Here is a 15,064-nt window from a genome sequence, read left to right on the forward strand (position 1 = left end):
AACCCACGAGGTGAGGTAGGGCCAGCCCTACCCTCGGCGCGCAGGTCCGTGTGAGTTCGCCCAGCTCAGGCGTCGAACACGCCCTTTGCTTCCCGAACTTGTCGGTAGCCGGTGATATCAAGGAAGTACACGACTACAGAAAGGGTTCCCATGTCCGCCAGTGTCGATACCTGCCACGGAACGCTCGTGATCCACGCAGTCGGTAGTGCGGAATGCACGGAACCCGATTGCGTGGATCTCGAGTACGTTCGCCACTTCCTGGTGCTCGAGTGCGAGGAGATCACCGGCGGCTGCCAGTGCACAGCGCTGGTTGAGCTCGCTCAGGCGTCCTGACGCCGGACGACCGGCTGCTGCAGCTCCGTCACCCAGTTCTCCTGCGGCGCAGGCTCGGAGACCAGGTAGTACTCGCGGCAGATGCCGGAGAGCTCGTAACCGTTGGCGTCGATCCAGGCCATGAACTGCTCCCAGGTTTCCCCGATCGTCGCCATCGAGCCGTGGTGCACGGTCGTCAGCGCGAGGTCGATCGCGGGTAGCTCGGTGACGTCGTAGTCCTCGCCTGCATCAACGTCGGGGGTGATCTCGAACGCGGCATGCACCGTGATGCCGGTGCCGTCACCGTCGTCGACGGCCTCGTACAGGGCGATCGACGACGGTCCGAATTCGACTCCGTCTCGTGCCAGAGACGACGCGAGCCGGGCGTACATCGGACCGATCACCGGGCCGATGTTCTGTGGCCCGTAACCGGCAGCATTCTCGGTGACGACGGCGACGCGGGTGGCCGGCAGCGACTTGGTGTCCACAATGATCATCGAATCTTCTCCCTCTACGGCGCGGAGGCGCGCATCGATCCGACGCAGTCGGGCGGCGTCGAGATCGAGTCGATGGGCGACGTCTTCACGTTTGGCGACGAGCATCCGACGCAATCGGTCGGCGCTGACCTGCGCATGCACGATCTGCTTCACCTCGTCGAGCCGAAATCCCAGGTCCTTGAACATCAGGATGCGGCCCAACTCCTCGAACTGTCTACCGTCGTACGACCGATATCCGGTGAACGGATCCACCCGTGCCGGCGTCAACAGCCCGATCTCGTCGTAATGCCGAAGCATGCGAACCGAAACCCGGCCGATCGATGCGAACTCTCCGATACTGAACATGACCCTCCGAGACTGCCGTCTCACACTGTGTGAGGGTCAAGTATCGCGCGCCGTGCGGTGGCTCGACCCGTTCTGCGCGCACCGATCAACCACTTTCGCCGGTCGTCGCATCGATCGAGTGCGCTCCCTGATAGTCACGAAAAATTCGGACCAGGCCATTCGCCAGGTCTACGGCACCCCAGCGGTCACCGTAGCGCAACAGGCGTTGAGAAACCAGGCTTGGCAGTGAATTCCCGACACATCCCGAGACGGCCTCCCGGACACGCCTCGATAACCGACCGGGCGTCTGTAATCAAATGTTGAACGACCCTGTGAATGCGACGTCGCAGCGGTTATGGTTCGTTTCGATGCTCCTCCCCCGAACCCACAAGGACTCGCCATGAAGAGACGCCTGATCGCCTATTCCATTGCTGCACTTACTATCTCCGCCACCGCAGTGGCGCTTCCCACCGGAGTGGCGTCGGCCGCGCCGTGTTCGGATGTGGACGTCTCGTTCGCTCGCGGCACCGGGGAACTTCCCGGCCTCGGCATCACGGGTACTCCTTTTGTGAGCACCGTCAAATCGCAACTCTCGGATCGCTCGGTCAGCACGTACGCCGTGAACTACGCCGCCGACTTCACCCAGGCCAGCGCGGGACCCGGATCTCGCGACCTCGTGGCTCATCTCAATTCCGTTGCGGCATCGTGCCCGTCGACCAAATTCGTGATCGGCGGTTACTCGCAGGGGGCGACCGTGGTGACCAACGCGGTCGGTCTGCGCACTCCCAGCAGCTTCACCGGTGCCGTCATCCCGGCCGCGATCGCCGACCGTATCGAGGCCGTTGTGGTGTTCGGCAACCCATTCGGGCTTACCGGCAGGAAGATCGAAACAGCCAGCAGCACATACGGTTCACGCACCAACAGCTTCTGCAACTTCGGCGACCCGGTGTGCCAGATCGGTGGCTTCAACACCTTCGCTCACCTGACCTACGGCACCAACGGCTCTACGACGCAGGGTGCCTCGTTCGCGGCCGCTCAGGTACGGAGCTGAATCGACTCACCGAAATCGGTGCGCGGGCCCCGATGGTTCTGCGGATAGAAGAGTCGGTTCCGGTAGCCCGGATTGCTGTGCGCTCGTAAAGACTTCCTCAGCGACTGCATCGACCCGAGCTATCGGAACCAACGCAATGGCAGAACCCCCGAACCCCCCACCCATCATACGGGCCCCGTATGCCCCGGCTCGCAGCGCAGCATCGACGGCGCTGTCCAGCTCGGGGGAACTGACCTCGTAGTCGTCTCGAAGCGAGACGTGCGACGCCGTCATCAGGTCGCCGAGTTCGGTACCGATGTCACCGCCGTCCAGCAACGCTACTGCCCGCTCGACTCGTCGTATCTCGCTGGTGACGTGACGAACTCGGGGAACGAGAGCCTGATCGACGAGCCCCGATACCGCCCGCTCGGGGTCGAGTCCGCGCAGCGTCGACACACCCAGCTCCAGGTAGGCCCGGTCGAGGGCGGCCCGGCGGGCACCGTACTGGCCGTCCACCAGACGGTGCGGAGCGTTGGTGTCGATCACCATGATGCGAGAACCCGACGCCGCGACGTCCAGTGGGATCTGCCGGGTCGACCCGTCGAGGCAGTCCAGAAGCAGGGCATGTCCTCGTTCGGCAAGCATCGCGATGGCTTGATCCATGCCCCCGGTCGACGCGCCGGCCACATCGTTCTCGGCCCGAATGCTGGCGTCGATCAGTACCTTTCGATCGACGTTCAGATCGAACAGATCGCTCAGGGCCAAGGCGAACGAGCACTCGAGGGCCGCCGAACTCGACAGGCCCGAGCCCACCGGTACCGAGGAGTGCACGGCAACATCGACTCCGCCTATCCCGTGTTCCTGCAGCGCCCAGGCAACGCCCGCCACGTACGCGGCCCAGCCCGACGGACTTCCCGGTCCGATGTCACCGAGTTGCCCCGTCCACGTCTGGTCGGTGTGCGTCGAGACCGCCCGCATCGTGGCATCCTCGCGCCGCCGAACAGCGACTGCAGTGGCGAAGGGCAGCGCGAACGGCAACACCAGACCTCCTGCGTAGTCGATGTGTTCGCCGATCAGGTTGACTCGCCCCGGTGCCAACCAGACGCCGTCCGGTTCACCGCCGAACGCGGCATCGAACAGCTCCGAAGCACCGTCGGCGAGGCTCTGCTCGGGCACGACGCTCAACCAGTTCACACCAGCACCTCGCGCAATCTGTCTGAGATTCTCTCGGGAGTCGTGTCGTTGATCCATGCCCCCATCGCCGACTCGGATCCGGCCAGAAACTTCATCCGCCCCGGTGACCGCATCATCGAGAACAGCTGTAGGTGAAGACGTCCCAGCTCTCGATCGGATCCGACGGGAGCCTGATGCCACGCCGAAATGTAGGGCACCTCGTCCACGCCCTCGAAGAATGCGTCGACGCCCCGCAGCAATGCGCGGTAGACGCCGGCCAGCTCGTCGCGCTCCGCGTCGTTCAGTTCGGCAAGATCTGCGACGTCGCGGCGCGGAGCAAGATGCACCTCGAGCGGCCACCGTGACGCCGCGGGGACGTACGCCACCCAATGCTCGACATCCACGACTATCCGTCGACCCGAGCGCAATTCGGCGGCGAGTACATCGGCCAACAGAACTCGACCAGTGTTCTCGAAGTGCTTGCGCGACTGCCTGATCAAAGCATCGGTACGAGGAGGAAGGTAGGGGTAGGCGTAAATTTGGCCGTGCGGGTGCGTCAAGGTGACACCGATCTCCTTGCCACGATTCTCGAAGCAGAACACCTGTTTCACTCCATCGATCGCCGAGAGCTCCGTGGTCCGGTCTGCCCACACGTCGATGATCGTTCGGACCCTCGACAGTTCCAGCGAGACGAAAGACGCGTCGGGATCACTGGCGAAACAGACGACCTCGCACCGACCGGTACCCGACAACAGCGGCCACAGCGGCTCACCGTCGACCTCATCCGGAAGAGTCTGTTCTGCAGCACTTCCCGCCAATGATGGGAAACGGTTCTCGAACACCACGACGTCGTAATCCGAGGCCGGAATCTCGGTCGCCGGCCGGCCCGGACGGCTGGGGGCCAACGGGGACAGGTCGGCGGGAGGCAAGAACGTGCGGTCCATTCGCTGGGCAGCCATGACGATCCACTCGCCGGTGAGAACGTCGAATCTCATCTGCGAGAGCGACATCGACGGCGGCAGCGGCCGTGAGTCCACGAGCTCCCGGGTGGCACCACCGGAAAGGTAGGGCTCTGTGTCGTCGTAGTAGATCAATTCTCGACCGTCGGCCAACGTGGTCGAGGTCTTGCGCATGGGATGGGTGGTGTCCTGCGTGGTCATCGACTGTTCGCTTCCTGGGTGGTCCGCCGGGGCTCGGCGGGACCGGTTGCGACGACCACGTCATCGACGATGTCGGTCAGCGCGTCGCGAATACGTTCGGGCACATCGACATCGGTGACTATCACATCCACCTCCGACAACGCAGCGGTGGTTGCGAGGGCGCGAACACCCCATTTGGTGTGATCAGCGAGGACCGCGACGCGTCGAGCCGAGGCGACGAAGGCCTGATTGGTCTGTGCCTCCAGCAGATTGGGGCAGGTGAGGCCCGCATCGATGTCCACTCCATGCGTGCCGAGAAACAGAATGTCGACGTGCAGCGTATGCAACGCGCCGACCGCCAACGGACCGACGAGTGCGTACGACGGGGTGCGTTGGCCTCCGGTGAGCAACACGGTGTGGTCTGCTCTGCCGCCGGCATGAAGGACGTCGGCGACGGGCAGGGAGTTGGTCACCACGGTGATGTCGGGTATCCGAAGCAGTTCCCGCGCCAGCGCGTGTGTCGTCGTACCTCCGGAGATGCCGATGGTCGTTCCTGGCCGGATCAATCGTGCGGCGGCGCGGGCAATGGCGGCCTTGGCGTCACGGCTCTGCTCGGACTTCACCGGAAAACCCGGCTCGAACGCGCTCGCGGAACTCGGCGCGGTGATGCCGCCATGCACTCGCTCGACCAGGCCCTGGGCGACCAGTTCATTGACGTCACGTCGAATAGTCATGTCGGACACCGACAGAGCAGTGCCCAACGCGGCCACCGTGACGGCTCCCTCGGACAGCACCCGGTCCAGAATCTTTTGCTGACGTTGATGGGCGAGCATCACACCATCGCCAGACCTGATTGCATGCACACAACATTCACCAGATAGCAACAAATGTCAACAAAAGCGAACAGGGTGCGGCGATGTGGTCAGAAGTCGTCGTCGCTCTCGGACGCGGTTCGTGCACGACCGATCCGTGTCAGATGCACCCGTCGCGCCAGTCGAATCACGGGACGGATGAGCAGTTCGATACTCCCCAGCAGGAAGAACCACGTACCGATCACCGTCGTGCTCTCCTGAAAGAAGAGGATGCTGCCTGCGATGAACCAGACCGCAACGAGAATGTCGTTGATGATGCTGACAACTTCCCACCGCTGGCGAATCACCAGCTCCTCGTGCCCGATAGTGAAGGTCAGGTCGTTCATAGCGGCTCCTTCGTAAAACGTCGGTGTACCCAGTCCGACTACCCGGATCCCTCCCAATCGACCCGGGCTGCCATCTCGAGCAATTTCCGACGACGTGTCTCGCTGGTCTCGCCGATCCGCGCGATACGTCCGTACACATGGGCACGGAAGTCGGTCAGATCGTCCCGATTCTGTTGGGCTGCACCGCTACCGAGGCAGTTGTGCAGTAACGCGCGGAGGTTGTCGTACTCCTCTCGCGGAACTGCGGGCCACGCATTGACCACCAGCCCCGTGAGCTGTTGCCGTTGATGCGCGCGCCGTACTCGGGTTTTGTCGGGATGAATCGTGAAGCCCTCGTCGTGCACAATCTGGGACAGCACCCACAGCAACTTGTCGACGTCGAGGTCTGCCGAACCGGAGAACGCCAGGTCGTCGGCGTAGCGGGTATACCGGGCACCCATGGTGCGGGCGAGCCCGGCAGCTCGAATATCGAGTTGGCGGGCAGCCAGGTTGGCCAAGGCGGGCGACGTCGGTGCGCCCTGCGGCAAGTGAGTGGTGCGAAGCCTCGCCGCCGTCGCGCGGTCCATGCCCGTCAATTCGCCGGCCGGGGTGACCGTTGTGCACAGCGCGGCAAGATTGGCCGCGACCCTTCTGCGGTAGCCTACGGCCTCGAAGATCGCCACCACGCGATCGAACCCGATGGACGGAAAGAAGCGACGTAAGTCGACCGAGACCACCACCTCACGCTCGGCGTGGGGCGTCGCGAACGTGCGGGGGCTCCGCCCTCTACGAAAACCGTGCGCGGCGGGATGTGGCGGAATTCGATCCAGGATGCGGTGCAGTATCTTTCGCTGAATCTCGCGCAAGCGCGGTTTGGGCACCTCGAGCAGACGGACGCCGTGGCGCTTGTCGAGACGAGCAGATCGATAGTGCTGCAGGGGAAACGGTGCAGTACGCAGCCGACCCTGCAGATCCGCGAACCACTCGATCTCGGAAATGGTCAGGTCAAGCGATTGCGCGAGCTGGCCCGTCGTCTCGTAGCGAGGCACCTCGAACCGCCAGGGTACGACACGGCCACGTATCGGCGATCGCTGTGACGACTTCGACGGCTGCGTAATCAACGGAAGATCGCGCAGCAGAACGAATATCGACGCCTCGTCGAACGGCGGACTCGGGTACAGGTCGATGATTCGATCGGCCAACCTCGAGGCCTTGGCCGGCATGAACCGAGAGAACGCCTCCTCGAGCCCCGATTGCGTCCACTCTGCGCCTGCCGCCAGGCGAGCCAGGGTTGCGGCGGCGCGCGGCGTCAATTCGCGGTCGTTCACGTGTGTCGCTCCACCGGATCTGGAGCGAGAGAATGCAGCGACGCGCGGCGACCGAAATCTTTCGTCCTCGGAGCTGCCAAGCACGCGAAGCGTGCGGACCAGCTTCGGACGCAGTGCTCGATTCTCTTCATGTACCCAGGGGTTACCCCTGAGACCGGTCCCGCGGACCAACTCTCGCCCACGCGCCGCTGCATCCCACCACAATGCCAAACCGACGCGGATCTGTCAGCGGGATGACTCACTAGTCCGACCGACCGGTCGGGTTTTGAAGTTCTCGTGAGTTGCTCGATTGCGAGCCGGAGCTCTCGAGTCCGGAGTAGGTGAACGGAACCAGTGCCGACTCCGTTGCGTCCAACCCGTAGATGGGCTCTTGGGAAAGGACAGTGCACATGCATCGAAGCAGTCGATGGGCGGCAATCGCAGTAGGTCTGCTCCTGCTCAACGCATGTTCGACGGGCCAAGACGGTACTGCAGTCCCCAAAGTCATCGCGACGACCAGCACCGCCGTCGCCGCACCGACGCCGTGGGATCCATGCACCATCCCCGACGACGCCATCGAGCAGGCGGGATTGAACACGTCCACCAAGGAGTCGGGAGTCTTCGGACGCGATCAAAACGGATTCAAGATCTGTGGATGGGAAAGTCAGCCGCCCAGCAGCAAATACTTCTTCTCGCTCTTCGTGGGGATTGCGAGTATCGACTACATCGACGATCCGAGTTACTTCGACCGACTTCAATCCGTCCGAGTGGGCGCACGTGACGCCACCCAGTACCAGCAACTGTCTGCTGACTCGTCCCGAAATTGCGGAGTCGCCTTCGTGGCCGGCGCTGAATTGATCAGGGCCACGATCATCACCAGCGCGTTGGTACGCGACCCGCCGTATGCCCCATGCACGGAGCTGAACTCCTTGGTGGCAGTGCTCGACTCAGAACTCCCCAGCTGAATCCATCGACCGAAAGAGGCGACACCGTGACTGAAGCCAGGCCGGACCTCATCGCACACTGGCGAGACCTCAACGCCCAAGCCGACGCGGGCACCATCACGATTCCACCCGACGTCGCCGCGAAATGCGACGCGGCATGCGCAACCTACCTCGTACACCTCGCCAAGATGCAAGCTCAAGCAACCCAGCTGAGCGAAGTCAAGTCCTGGGGCGACTTCAAGTCTGCTCAGGATTTGCAAAACAGGTTTGCTCGCCTGGCGACCGGCAAAAGCACGTCACTCGATGTCATTCTGCAGCAGCACATCGATGTCATCGATTCGATGCGTACGTTGTTTCGGCGCTACTTCGACGAGACGGCCAACACGGAAGAACGAACCGCCGCGAACATCGCCGTGCTCACTCCGGAGAACTGATAGACCGAAGCACTTTTCGATGGACATCGACCTCGCGTTTGTCGTTCTCCAGTCGCCGCTACACCGGCACGCAACTGCGAGAACGCCACCACTCGATCCGCGCCCTCAGCCGTCAGGCACACCCCACCGACGAGGTGTGGATCCCGACGATGGGCGTGAATCCCCGCCTCCCCGCGTTTTCGTCGCGTTCGGAGCGTAGCTGCAAGCAAGCCTCCTGAGACGGATCAAGGCCGCCCAGGTTAGAGCCACACCTAGAGGTTCGCGTGGTGGAGACTCAGCCTCCGTGCGCCTCGACGGCCACTGGCTGCCATTCGCGCCAGTTCGCCAGGCGTGATTCGTAGTCCGTCGTCGCGATCTGGAGCGGTGCTTCTCCGAAAAAGACTCGCAGCGGCGGCTTTTCGGCGTCGACGACCTTGAGCAGCGCCGAACGCGTAGCTACCGGATCGCCAGGAGTCGCCTGCCTTGCACTCCGCAGTTCGGCGGCCTTCTCCCGAATCGGGTCGTACGCGGCGATGTCGGTGGACTTCTTGGCAGACGGGCCGGACCAGTCGGTGGAGAACCCACCCGGCTCGATGAGCGTCACGTGGATACCGAAGTCCTCGACCTCCTGCGCCAATGCCTGGCTGAATCCTTCGAGCGCCCACTTCGAGGCGTGGTACGCACCGACATTCGGGAATGCTGAGATTCCGCCGATGGACGACACCTGCAAGATGTGGCCACTCCCCTGCTCACGCATGAACGGCAGCGCCGCCTGCGTAACCCATAGCGCTCCGAAGACGTTCGTCTCGATCTGCGCCCGAGCATCTTCCTCGGAGAGTTCCTCGATCATGCCGAACTGGCCGTAGCCGGCGTTGTTGATGACGATGTCGAGTGAACCGAACTTGTCGTAGGCCTGTTGGACTGCCGCGAAGTCGGCGGCGCGATCGTTCACGTCGAGTTCGATCGGCAGAATCGCATCGCCGTACTGTTCGACAAGATCTTTCAAGGTGTCTGTGTTGCGAGCAGTCGCTGCGACCCGATCGCCACGGTTGAGTGCCGCGATCGCCCACTCCCGCCCGAATCCCTTGGAGGTGCCGGTGATGAACCACGTCTTGGCTGTCATGAATCTCGTCCCTTCGCTACACGGACAAAAGTAAGGACGACGTCCGCTGCAAACGCCTCTCGGCGAGTGGTCGCTCGAAGCGACAGATGGGGTGAGGCCCGGGGCTTGCCAAGCGAACGCCGTCGAAAGAGTCCAACGGGGTGGGTACGCCGACTATTCCCCGCACGTCAGCTGTGTTCGGTGATCATCACCGCCATGGTGTTCGGCTCCAGCGCCTCGAAGATGTGCAGCGTGTCGCCGGGGTAGGCGACGTAGTCGCCGGGCGCCAGCTCGACTGCCTCGCCCACCGGCCCCACCAGAGCTCGTCCAGCGCTGAGCACCACATGCTCGACCACGCCGGGGGAATGAGGGTCCGAGCGCCTCGGCTCGCCGACGTCCGCGCTGACCAGATAGATGTCTCGTCGCGCGTTCGGCGGAGACGACGCCAGCAGCGTCGCGGAGTAGTCCGCCCGGTCCGATGCAAATCTTGGCCCCTCGCCCGCACGGATCAGGCGGACCGACTGCTTCGCGGGCTCGACCAGTCTGGAGAACGGCACGTCCAGGGTGACGCTGAGCGCCCACAGAGTTTCCAGACTTGGATTCCCCGTACCCGATTCCAGTTGCGACAGAGTCGATTTCGCAATTCCGGCGCGGCGCGCCACCTCGGCCAGCGAGAGGCCGACGCGTCGCCGCTCCTGCTGCAGAGCGGCAGCGATGGCTGCGATCGGTGGTCCGGCGTCCGCCATTCGTTCACTCCATCGGTACGTTCGTTTGATTTGACGAACAGCTTAGCATCGTCCACTATAACGATCATGCGTTCGACATGGCGAACCCTGCAGGGGGTCAACATCCGCGACATCGCGTTGGTCTGTCTGGCCGACGCCTTGGTCGGGGCCTCGTTCGGTGCCATCGCCGTAGCCGCCGACCTGCCACTGTGGCTACCGGTGGTGATGTCCCTGGTGGTCTTCGCGGGCTCCTCCCAATTCATCTTCGTCGGCATCCTGGCCGTCGGCGGCAACCCCGTCGCCGCCGTGGCGAGCGCGTTGCTCGCAAACACACGGCTCGTACCGCTCGGATTCTCCATAGGATCCGTTTTCGACAACGTCTCGCCATGGAAGCGACTGCTCGGCACCCACCTGATCACCGACGAAGCGGTCGCATTCAGCGTCGCCGAAGTAGACGAAGGACGGCGTCGAACAGCGTTCTGGCTGTGCGGAATCGGACTGTTCGTCACCTGGAACATCGGGGTGGTGATCGGCACGCTCGGTGGTGGCGCAATCACCGATACCGCCGCGCTCGGACTCGACGCCGCATTTCCGGCAATCCTGCTCGGACTGATCATGCCTGCGCTCCGAGATCGGGGCACGCGCAATGCCGCACTCGTCGGCGCAGGGATCGCCCTGGCAGCGTCGATGTTCCTACCGAGCGGACTGCCGGTGCTCCTCTCGCTGATCGCCGTGGTCCCCGCACTGCTGTCCACCAAGCCCGCCGCACGCAAGGAATCCGCATGAGCCTCACGATTCCCCTGATCGCCATGATCGTCGGCACCTTCGTGCTCCGCCTCATCGGCCCGGCCCTGCGCTCGCGCATGACCATCTCGCCCCGCATCGACCGCGTCATGTCCACCTCGGTCGCCGTCGTGTTCGTAGCCCTCATCGCCACCTCGACCCTGCTAGTGGGCAAGGACTTCGCGGGCTTCGCAGCCCCCATCGGCGTCACCGTCGCCGGAATCCTCGCTTGGCGCAAAGCACCCTTCGTCGTCATCGTGATCGCCGCTGCCGCGACCACCGCTGCCCTCCGCTGGTTCGGTGTCGCCTGACCGAACCGCGGCACCCCAAGTCCACTAGATGTGACATTGACCCCCGAAAAGTCCACCAAATGTCACATTGAGTGCATCGGATGGGGAACACGGGTGACAGCCATCGCCCCTTCGCGGACTACCGACACGGCAACAAGCCCATTGCCACCCGGGCGACCTCGCTTACTGACCTGAGCGCCCACTATTTCTCTGCATCCACGGGATCCCGCCTTTCGAGCCGAATTGTGGGCGCTGACATCAGTTGACCGGCGCAGCGTGAACCGCCGACCCCCACTGGACCCACCTGACCTCGTGCACCGCTACCCGTTCACCGGCACCCCGGGTCCACTAGATGTGACATTGACCCCCGAAAAGTCCACTCGACGTCACATTGAGTACCCCCGGGCGGGGACAATGGACAATGAACACAATGTCTCGATGTGGGGAGCAGCAATGACCGCGCTGGATGCAGTACGACGACGCTGGCCGAAGACGATGCCACTTCAGCCGCTTCCGTCGGAGTCGTGGGCCAAGCAGGAGCCGACGTGGAAGGGTGCGAATCCCCAGGTCATCGAGTCAGCGTTGAAGCGTGCGAAGACTCGGACGTCGGGTAATTGGTTCGTTTTCGCTGCGAGTCGTGACGTGAAGGCCGACAAGCCGTTCGGTCGCTATGTCGGTACCACCGAGTTGGTTGCGTGGCGGGATTCGGCGGGCAAGGTGCATATCGGTCCGGGTGCGTGTCCGCATCTCGGGGCGGCACTCGATACCGCGAAGATCGAGTGCGACGCGTTGGTGTGCCGGTGGCATGGGCTGGCGTTGGGTCCGAAAGGTAAGGCGGGCTGGCGGCCGGTTCCTGCGTTCGACGACGGTGTTCTGGTGTGGGTCCGGCTCGACGAGCTGGGCGGCGAGGAGCCGACGCCGGTGCCGGTGGTTCCGATCAGGCCCCCTGCGTCGACGTCCATTCCTGGTGTCGTCACGTTGATCGGGAAGTGCGAACCGGACGACATCATCGCCAATCGCCTCGATCCGTGGCACGGTGCTTGGTTCCATCCGTACTCGTTCGCGAGGTTGAAAGTGGTGAGCGCACCCACCGACATCGATGTGCCCGAGGAGGACGATCGCTTCCTGGTCGATGTCACATTCCGCGTCAGTCGCGGCGTCGGTGTTCCCGTTCGAGCCGAGTTCGTCTGCCCCGGCCCGCGCACCATCGTGATGCGCATCCTCGACGGTGAGGGAGCGGGAAGCGTCGTCGAGACTCACGCGACTCCCCTGGCTCCGGCGCCCGACGGCACCCCGCGGACGGCGGTCATCGAGGCGACGATCGCGAGCTCGGATCGACCCGGCTTCCAGATGGCGCGCAAGGTTTCGGGATTGCTGCGTCCGGCGATGAACTTCACCGCCGCACGTCTGTGGAAGGACGACCTCGATTACGCCGAACGTCGTTACGAACTGCGCTCGACGGGTCGCGCGTGATCTAGCCTTCGACGAACGCGGCGAGTTGGCCGATGACGGTTCCCCAACCGTCATGGAAGCCCAACTCCTCGTGCATCTTTCGGTCTTCTACGTTGCGGTGCATCACGTGCGCCCGGTACTTCGTCCCGTCGGGATGATCGGCGAACGTGATCACCGCGGTCATGAACAGTTGCGGGGCAGGTCGCCAACCTTCGACGAGGGAGTTGGTGAACACGATGCGTTCCTGATGGTCGACGGCGAGGAAGCACCCGTCGATGTGCGGTTCGAAGTCGCCTCCGGGTTCACTCATCAGCGTTCGGAATGCGCCTCCGGGCTGCAAGTCCCACGCATCCACTCGACACAGAGTAGGTGCGGGAATCCACCATTTCTCGAACTTCGACGGGTCGGCCCACGCATCCCACACCGTCTCGCGCGGAGCCGCGATGATGCGGGAGATACTCAGGTCGAGTTCGGGATCGAAGGAAGTCATTGCTGCTCACTCTCTTTCGAGGATCGGGTGACGAACTGTTCGAGACGGTCGGTTCTGGATTCCCACACGGACCGTTGCTGCTCCAGCCACGCGGAGGCCGCGTCCAGGTTGGTTCGCTCGATCGTGCATGCGCGTACACGTCCGGTTTTGTGGGTGCGAATCCATCCGCTGCGCTCGAGTACATGAATGTGTTTCATGAACGACGGCAGAGTCATGTCGAACGGTTCGGCCAGTTCCCCCACGGTCGCAGGCCCGGACCCCAGTCGGCCCAGTACTGCACGCCGCGTGGGATCGGCCAACGCCTGGAACACGTCGTCGAGCACCTCGAAATACTGAGCCATAAGGCACAGTATCGTGACTGATCGATATACACAAGAGCTCTGCACCACTCCTGCTGCGCCGCAGCACTATTGGGTGGAAAAAATTTCCGAAAAAGTGCCGAAAAGGTCTTGGCACTCGCTGCATTCGAGTGCTAATTTTTGTGTTGCACAGTTGAGGAGCGCCTCGCCACAGGGGCGAGCGCATCTGGGTACAGGAGGTGGTTGCTGTGCTTCGTTTCGATCCGTTCCGTGACGTCGATTCGCTCACCTCGGCATTGTTGGGTGCGTCTACCGGTTCGGACCGCGCACCGCGATTCATGCCCATGGATCTGTACAAGGTCGACGATCACTACGTACTCAGTGCCGACCTTCCCGGCGTCGACCCGGGATCCATCGACGTCGACGTCGATCGCGGCACATTGACGCTCACCGCGCAACGAACAGTGCCGGAAAGCTCCGGTGTGCAGTGGATTTCATCGGAACGGTTCGCCGGAACGTTCCGTCGACAGATCTCACTGGGTGACGGCGTCGACACCGAGGGCATCTCGGCGTCGTACGACAACGGCGTCCTGTCGATCACCATTCCGCTTGCCGAGCGAGCGAAGCCGCGCAAGGTCGACATCGCTCGTGCCGAGCTGACCGGCCAGCAGAGATCCATCGAACACCAATCGACCTGATCCGTTACGCGCACAAGCACATCGAGCACTGTCGAACTACTCAGGGAGGGTGATGCATATGGAAACGGATACCGTGGTCTGGCCGGAATCTCCCGATCGTGACCAATGGTGGCGCACGGTTCTCGGGGTCGGGACCGAGATCCGTGAATGCGCCACGGCCGATCTACTGGATCAGCAGCGAGCAGAGCCGGCTGACGACGACCTCTACCCGCACGTACCGCGAGAGCCCGTCGCTGCGTGATCCGAACGACCGCAAGGCCGGCACCGACATTCGGTGCCGGCCTGCGTCATTGCCGCACCGAGTAACTGGTCACGAGGCCAGACATCACAGGACCAATGAGTAGAACGTGCTCGACGGGTCAACGACGTAGTCGCCGAACGGGGGCACTGCGACGAACCCGTGACGCTCGTAGAGGCGTCGAGCTGCGGCGAAGTAGTCCTGGGTACCCGTCTCGAGGCTGACGCGCTCGAAGCCCAACCGTCGCGCCTCCGTCAGTACGTGCTCGAGCAGTCCGGACGCTACCCCGCGGCCTCGCGCGAAACTCGAGGTGCGCATCGATTTCAGTTCTCCGTGTTCAGGAGTGAGTGTCTTCAGCGCGGCAATGCCGAGCAGTGCCCCGGCCTCCCACGCCGTCCACACCCGCATATCCGGCCCGCGCAGACCCGACAGATCCAGTGCGTGAACACTCTCTGCCGGGGACGTCGCGTGCATGTCCGCAAGGTGCTCGACGAGCAACGCACCGACCTCCGGCCGCGACAGATCGTCGACCTCGAGACGCATGCAACCTCCTGTCGTGAGTGGAAGTTCGAGACGGGTTCACGTGGTCGTCGCAACGAGCAGTCGTTTGTTGTACTCCTCGAGTGGAGTATCCCATCCCAGGGTCTTTCTGGGGCGGTTGTTCAGTAAAG

At 63.2% G+C, this 15,064-nt stretch carries 20 protein-coding genes; 9 read left to right on the forward strand and 11 right to left on the reverse strand.

What is annotated here, in order from left to right; translation table 11 throughout:
- The first annotated feature begins 150 nt into the window (after nt 1-150).
- Nucleotides 151-333, forward strand: coding sequence for a hypothetical protein (locus ASH04_RS27135; RefSeq protein ID WP_027494898.1), 183 nt, complete (start codon nt 151-153; stop codon nt 331-333).
- Here ASH04_RS27135 and ASH04_RS06720 read toward each other — a convergent pair.
- Nucleotides 321-1,154, reverse strand: a complete 834-nt coding sequence (locus tag ASH04_RS06720) for a MerR family transcriptional regulator (protein ID WP_032374602.1) — start codon at nt 1,152-1,154, stop codon at nt 321-323. The two genes, ASH04_RS27135 and ASH04_RS06720, sit on opposite strands and share 13 nt — an antisense overlap.
- A 379-nt stretch (nt 1,155-1,533) precedes the next feature.
- On the opposite strand from ASH04_RS06720, the gene ASH04_RS06725 reads away from it, so the two are divergent.
- Nucleotides 1,534-2,184 carry a cutinase family protein gene (locus ASH04_RS06725; protein ID WP_057473124.1) on the forward strand — a complete coding sequence of 217 codons (651 nt, stop codon included), beginning with the start codon at nt 1,534-1,536 and terminating at the stop codon, nt 2,182-2,184.
- Nucleotides 2,185-2,190: 6 nt separating this feature from the next.
- On the opposite strand, the gene galK is transcribed toward ASH04_RS06725, so the two are convergent.
- The 5 genes from galK to ASH04_RS06750 form a co-directional block, all read right to left on the reverse strand.
- On the reverse strand, nt 2,191-3,414 hold the full coding sequence (galK, locus tag ASH04_RS06730; RefSeq protein ID WP_082519186.1) for a galactokinase: 1,224 nt from the start codon (nt 3,412-3,414) through the stop codon (nt 2,191-2,193).
- Nucleotides 3,354-4,469: a galactose-1-phosphate uridylyltransferase gene (gene galT, locus ASH04_RS06735; protein WP_032392766.1), complete on the reverse strand. Its 1,116-nt coding sequence runs from the start codon at nt 4,467-4,469 to the stop codon at nt 3,354-3,356. Before galT ends, galK begins: the two co-directional genes overlap by 61 nt.
- Before the next feature lie 23 nt (nt 4,470-4,492).
- Nucleotides 4,493-5,308 (reverse strand): DeoR/GlpR family DNA-binding transcription regulator, encoded by an 816-nt coding sequence (locus ASH04_RS06740; protein ID WP_057473126.1) that lies wholly within the window; start codon nt 5,306-5,308, stop codon nt 4,493-4,495.
- Between the two features lie 89 nt (nt 5,309-5,397).
- Nucleotides 5,398-5,673: a YrhK family protein gene (locus ASH04_RS06745; RefSeq protein ID WP_032385312.1), complete on the reverse strand. Its 276-nt coding sequence runs from the start codon at nt 5,671-5,673 to the stop codon at nt 5,398-5,400.
- 38 nt (nt 5,674-5,711) lie between these two features.
- Entirely contained in the window at nt 5,712-6,980 is a 1,269-nt protein-coding gene (locus ASH04_RS06750; protein WP_057473141.1) for a reverse transcriptase family protein, read from the reverse strand.
- Nucleotides 6,981-7,369: 389 nt separating this feature from the next.
- On the opposite strand from ASH04_RS06750, the gene ASH04_RS06755 reads away from it, so the two are divergent.
- Together ASH04_RS06755 and ASH04_RS06760 are read left to right on the forward strand one after the other, a co-directional pair.
- Nucleotides 7,370-7,924, forward strand: coding sequence for a DUF3558 family protein (locus ASH04_RS06755; protein ID WP_057473127.1), 555 nt, complete (start codon nt 7,370-7,372; stop codon nt 7,922-7,924).
- A 26-nt stretch (nt 7,925-7,950) separates the two neighbouring features.
- The gene (locus ASH04_RS06760) at nt 7,951-8,337 is read left to right on the forward strand and encodes a hypothetical protein (RefSeq protein WP_057473128.1); all 387 of its coding nucleotides are present in this window, start codon (nt 7,951-7,953) and stop codon (nt 8,335-8,337) included.
- 274 nt (nt 8,338-8,611) lie between these two features.
- Here the strand turns inward: ASH04_RS06760 and ASH04_RS06765 are convergent, their stop codons facing one another.
- Together ASH04_RS06765 and ASH04_RS06770 are read right to left on the reverse strand one after the other, a co-directional pair.
- Nucleotides 8,612-9,439, reverse strand: coding sequence for an SDR family oxidoreductase (locus ASH04_RS06765; protein ID WP_057473129.1), 828 nt, complete (start codon nt 9,437-9,439; stop codon nt 8,612-8,614).
- Between the two features lie 167 nt (nt 9,440-9,606).
- Nucleotides 9,607-10,164 (reverse strand): helix-turn-helix domain-containing protein, encoded by a 558-nt coding sequence (locus tag ASH04_RS06770; RefSeq protein ID WP_057473130.1) that lies wholly within the window; start codon nt 10,162-10,164, stop codon nt 9,607-9,609.
- A gap of 66 nt (nt 10,165-10,230) precedes the next feature.
- On the opposite strand from ASH04_RS06770, the gene ASH04_RS06775 reads away from it, so the two are divergent.
- The 3 genes from ASH04_RS06775 (at nt 10,231) to ASH04_RS06785 (ending at nt 12,689) form a co-directional block, all read left to right on the forward strand.
- Nucleotides 10,231-10,929: an AzlC family ABC transporter permease gene (locus ASH04_RS06775; RefSeq protein ID WP_057473131.1), complete on the forward strand. Its 699-nt coding sequence runs from the start codon at nt 10,231-10,233 to the stop codon at nt 10,927-10,929.
- The gene (locus ASH04_RS06780) at nt 10,926-11,237 is read left to right on the forward strand and encodes an AzlD domain-containing protein (protein WP_057473132.1); all 312 of its coding nucleotides are present in this window, start codon (nt 10,926-10,928) and stop codon (nt 11,235-11,237) included. The genes ASH04_RS06775 and ASH04_RS06780 overlap by 4 nt, the downstream gene beginning before the upstream one ends.
- A gap of 432 nt (nt 11,238-11,669) precedes the next feature.
- Nucleotides 11,670-12,689: a DUF5914 domain-containing protein gene (locus ASH04_RS06785; RefSeq protein ID WP_032388788.1), complete on the forward strand. Its 1,020-nt coding sequence runs from the start codon at nt 11,670-11,672 to the stop codon at nt 12,687-12,689.
- A gap of 1 nt (nt 12,690) precedes the next feature.
- Here the strand turns inward: ASH04_RS06785 and ASH04_RS06790 are convergent, their stop codons facing one another.
- Together ASH04_RS06790 and ASH04_RS06795 are read right to left on the reverse strand one after the other, a co-directional pair.
- Nucleotides 12,691-13,158, reverse strand: a complete 468-nt coding sequence (locus tag ASH04_RS06790; protein ID WP_057473133.1) for an SRPBCC family protein — start codon at nt 13,156-13,158, stop codon at nt 12,691-12,693.
- Nucleotides 13,155-13,499 carry an ArsR/SmtB family transcription factor gene (locus ASH04_RS06795; protein WP_032385299.1) on the reverse strand — a complete coding sequence of 115 codons (345 nt, stop codon included), beginning with the start codon at nt 13,497-13,499 and terminating at the stop codon, nt 13,155-13,157. Before ASH04_RS06795 ends, ASH04_RS06790 begins: the two co-directional genes overlap by 4 nt.
- Nucleotides 13,500-13,705: 206 nt before the next feature.
- Here ASH04_RS06795 and ASH04_RS06800 point away from each other — a divergent pair, with 206 nt between their 5' ends.
- On the forward strand, nt 13,706-14,155 hold the full coding sequence (locus ASH04_RS06800; RefSeq protein WP_057473142.1) for an Hsp20/alpha crystallin family protein: 450 nt from the start codon (nt 13,706-13,708) through the stop codon (nt 14,153-14,155).
- 58 nt (nt 14,156-14,213) lie between these two features.
- Complete coding sequence (locus ASH04_RS06805; RefSeq protein WP_057473134.1) at nt 14,214-14,396, forward strand: hypothetical protein; 183 nt, start codon at nt 14,214-14,216, stop codon at nt 14,394-14,396.
- An 84-nt stretch (nt 14,397-14,480) separates the two neighbouring features.
- Here ASH04_RS06805 and ASH04_RS06810 read toward each other — a convergent pair whose 3' ends face one another.
- Nucleotides 14,481-14,936, reverse strand: coding sequence for a GNAT family N-acetyltransferase (locus tag ASH04_RS06810; RefSeq protein ID WP_057473135.1), 456 nt, complete (start codon nt 14,934-14,936; stop codon nt 14,481-14,483).
- Nucleotides 14,937-15,064: the final 128 nt, after the last annotated feature.

This window comes from Rhodococcus sp. Leaf233 (assembly GCF_001426165.1).
In the GTDB taxonomy this organism is placed as follows: Bacteria; Actinomycetota; Actinomycetes; order Mycobacteriales; family Mycobacteriaceae; genus Rhodococcoides; species Rhodococcoides fascians.

What these genes read in the sequence shown, in the direction of transcription:
- ASH04_RS27135 (WP_027494898.1), top strand. Translation starts at nt 151, where the DNA reads ATGTCCGCCAGTGTCGATACCTGCCACGGAACGCTCGTGATCCACGCA.
- ASH04_RS06720 (WP_032374602.1), bottom strand. Translation starts at nt 1,154, where the DNA reads ATGTTCAGTATCGGAGAGTTCGCATCGATCGGCCGGGTTTCGGTTCGC.
- ASH04_RS06725 (WP_057473124.1), top strand. Translation starts at nt 1,534, where the DNA reads ATGAAGAGACGCCTGATCGCCTATTCCATTGCTGCACTTACTATCTCC.
- galK (WP_082519186.1), bottom strand. Translation starts at nt 3,414, where the DNA reads ATGGATCAACGACACGACTCCCGAGAGAATCTCAGACAGATTGCGCGA.
- galT (WP_032392766.1), bottom strand. Translation starts at nt 4,469, where the DNA reads ATGCGCAAGACCTCGACCACGTTGGCCGACGGTCGAGAATTGATCTAC.
- ASH04_RS06740 (WP_057473126.1), bottom strand. Translation starts at nt 5,308, where the DNA reads ATGCTCGCCCATCAACGTCAGCAAAAGATTCTGGACCGGGTGCTGTCC.
- ASH04_RS06745 (WP_032385312.1), bottom strand. Translation starts at nt 5,673, where the DNA reads ATGAACGACCTGACCTTCACTATCGGGCACGAGGAGCTGGTGATTCGC.
- ASH04_RS06755 (WP_057473127.1), top strand. Translation starts at nt 7,370, where the DNA reads ATGCATCGAAGCAGTCGATGGGCGGCAATCGCAGTAGGTCTGCTCCTG.
- ASH04_RS06765 (WP_057473129.1), bottom strand. Translation starts at nt 9,439, where the DNA reads ATGACAGCCAAGACGTGGTTCATCACCGGCACCTCCAAGGGATTCGGG.
- ASH04_RS06770 (WP_057473130.1), bottom strand. Translation starts at nt 10,164, where the DNA reads ATGGCGGACGCCGGACCACCGATCGCAGCCATCGCTGCCGCTCTGCAG.
- ASH04_RS06775 (WP_057473131.1), top strand. Translation starts at nt 10,231, where the DNA reads ATGCGTTCGACATGGCGAACCCTGCAGGGGGTCAACATCCGCGACATC.
- ASH04_RS06780 (WP_057473132.1), top strand. Translation starts at nt 10,926, where the DNA reads ATGAGCCTCACGATTCCCCTGATCGCCATGATCGTCGGCACCTTCGTG.
- ASH04_RS06785 (WP_032388788.1), top strand. Translation starts at nt 11,670, where the DNA reads ATGACCGCGCTGGATGCAGTACGACGACGCTGGCCGAAGACGATGCCA.
- ASH04_RS06790 (WP_057473133.1), bottom strand. Translation starts at nt 13,158, where the DNA reads ATGACTTCCTTCGATCCCGAACTCGACCTGAGTATCTCCCGCATCATC.
- ASH04_RS06795 (WP_032385299.1), bottom strand. Translation starts at nt 13,499, where the DNA reads ATGGCTCAGTATTTCGAGGTGCTCGACGACGTGTTCCAGGCGTTGGCC.
- ASH04_RS06805 (WP_057473134.1), top strand. Translation starts at nt 14,214, where the DNA reads ATGGAAACGGATACCGTGGTCTGGCCGGAATCTCCCGATCGTGACCAA.
- ASH04_RS06810 (WP_057473135.1), bottom strand. Translation starts at nt 14,936, where the DNA reads ATGCGTCTCGAGGTCGACGATCTGTCGCGGCCGGAGGTCGGTGCGTTG.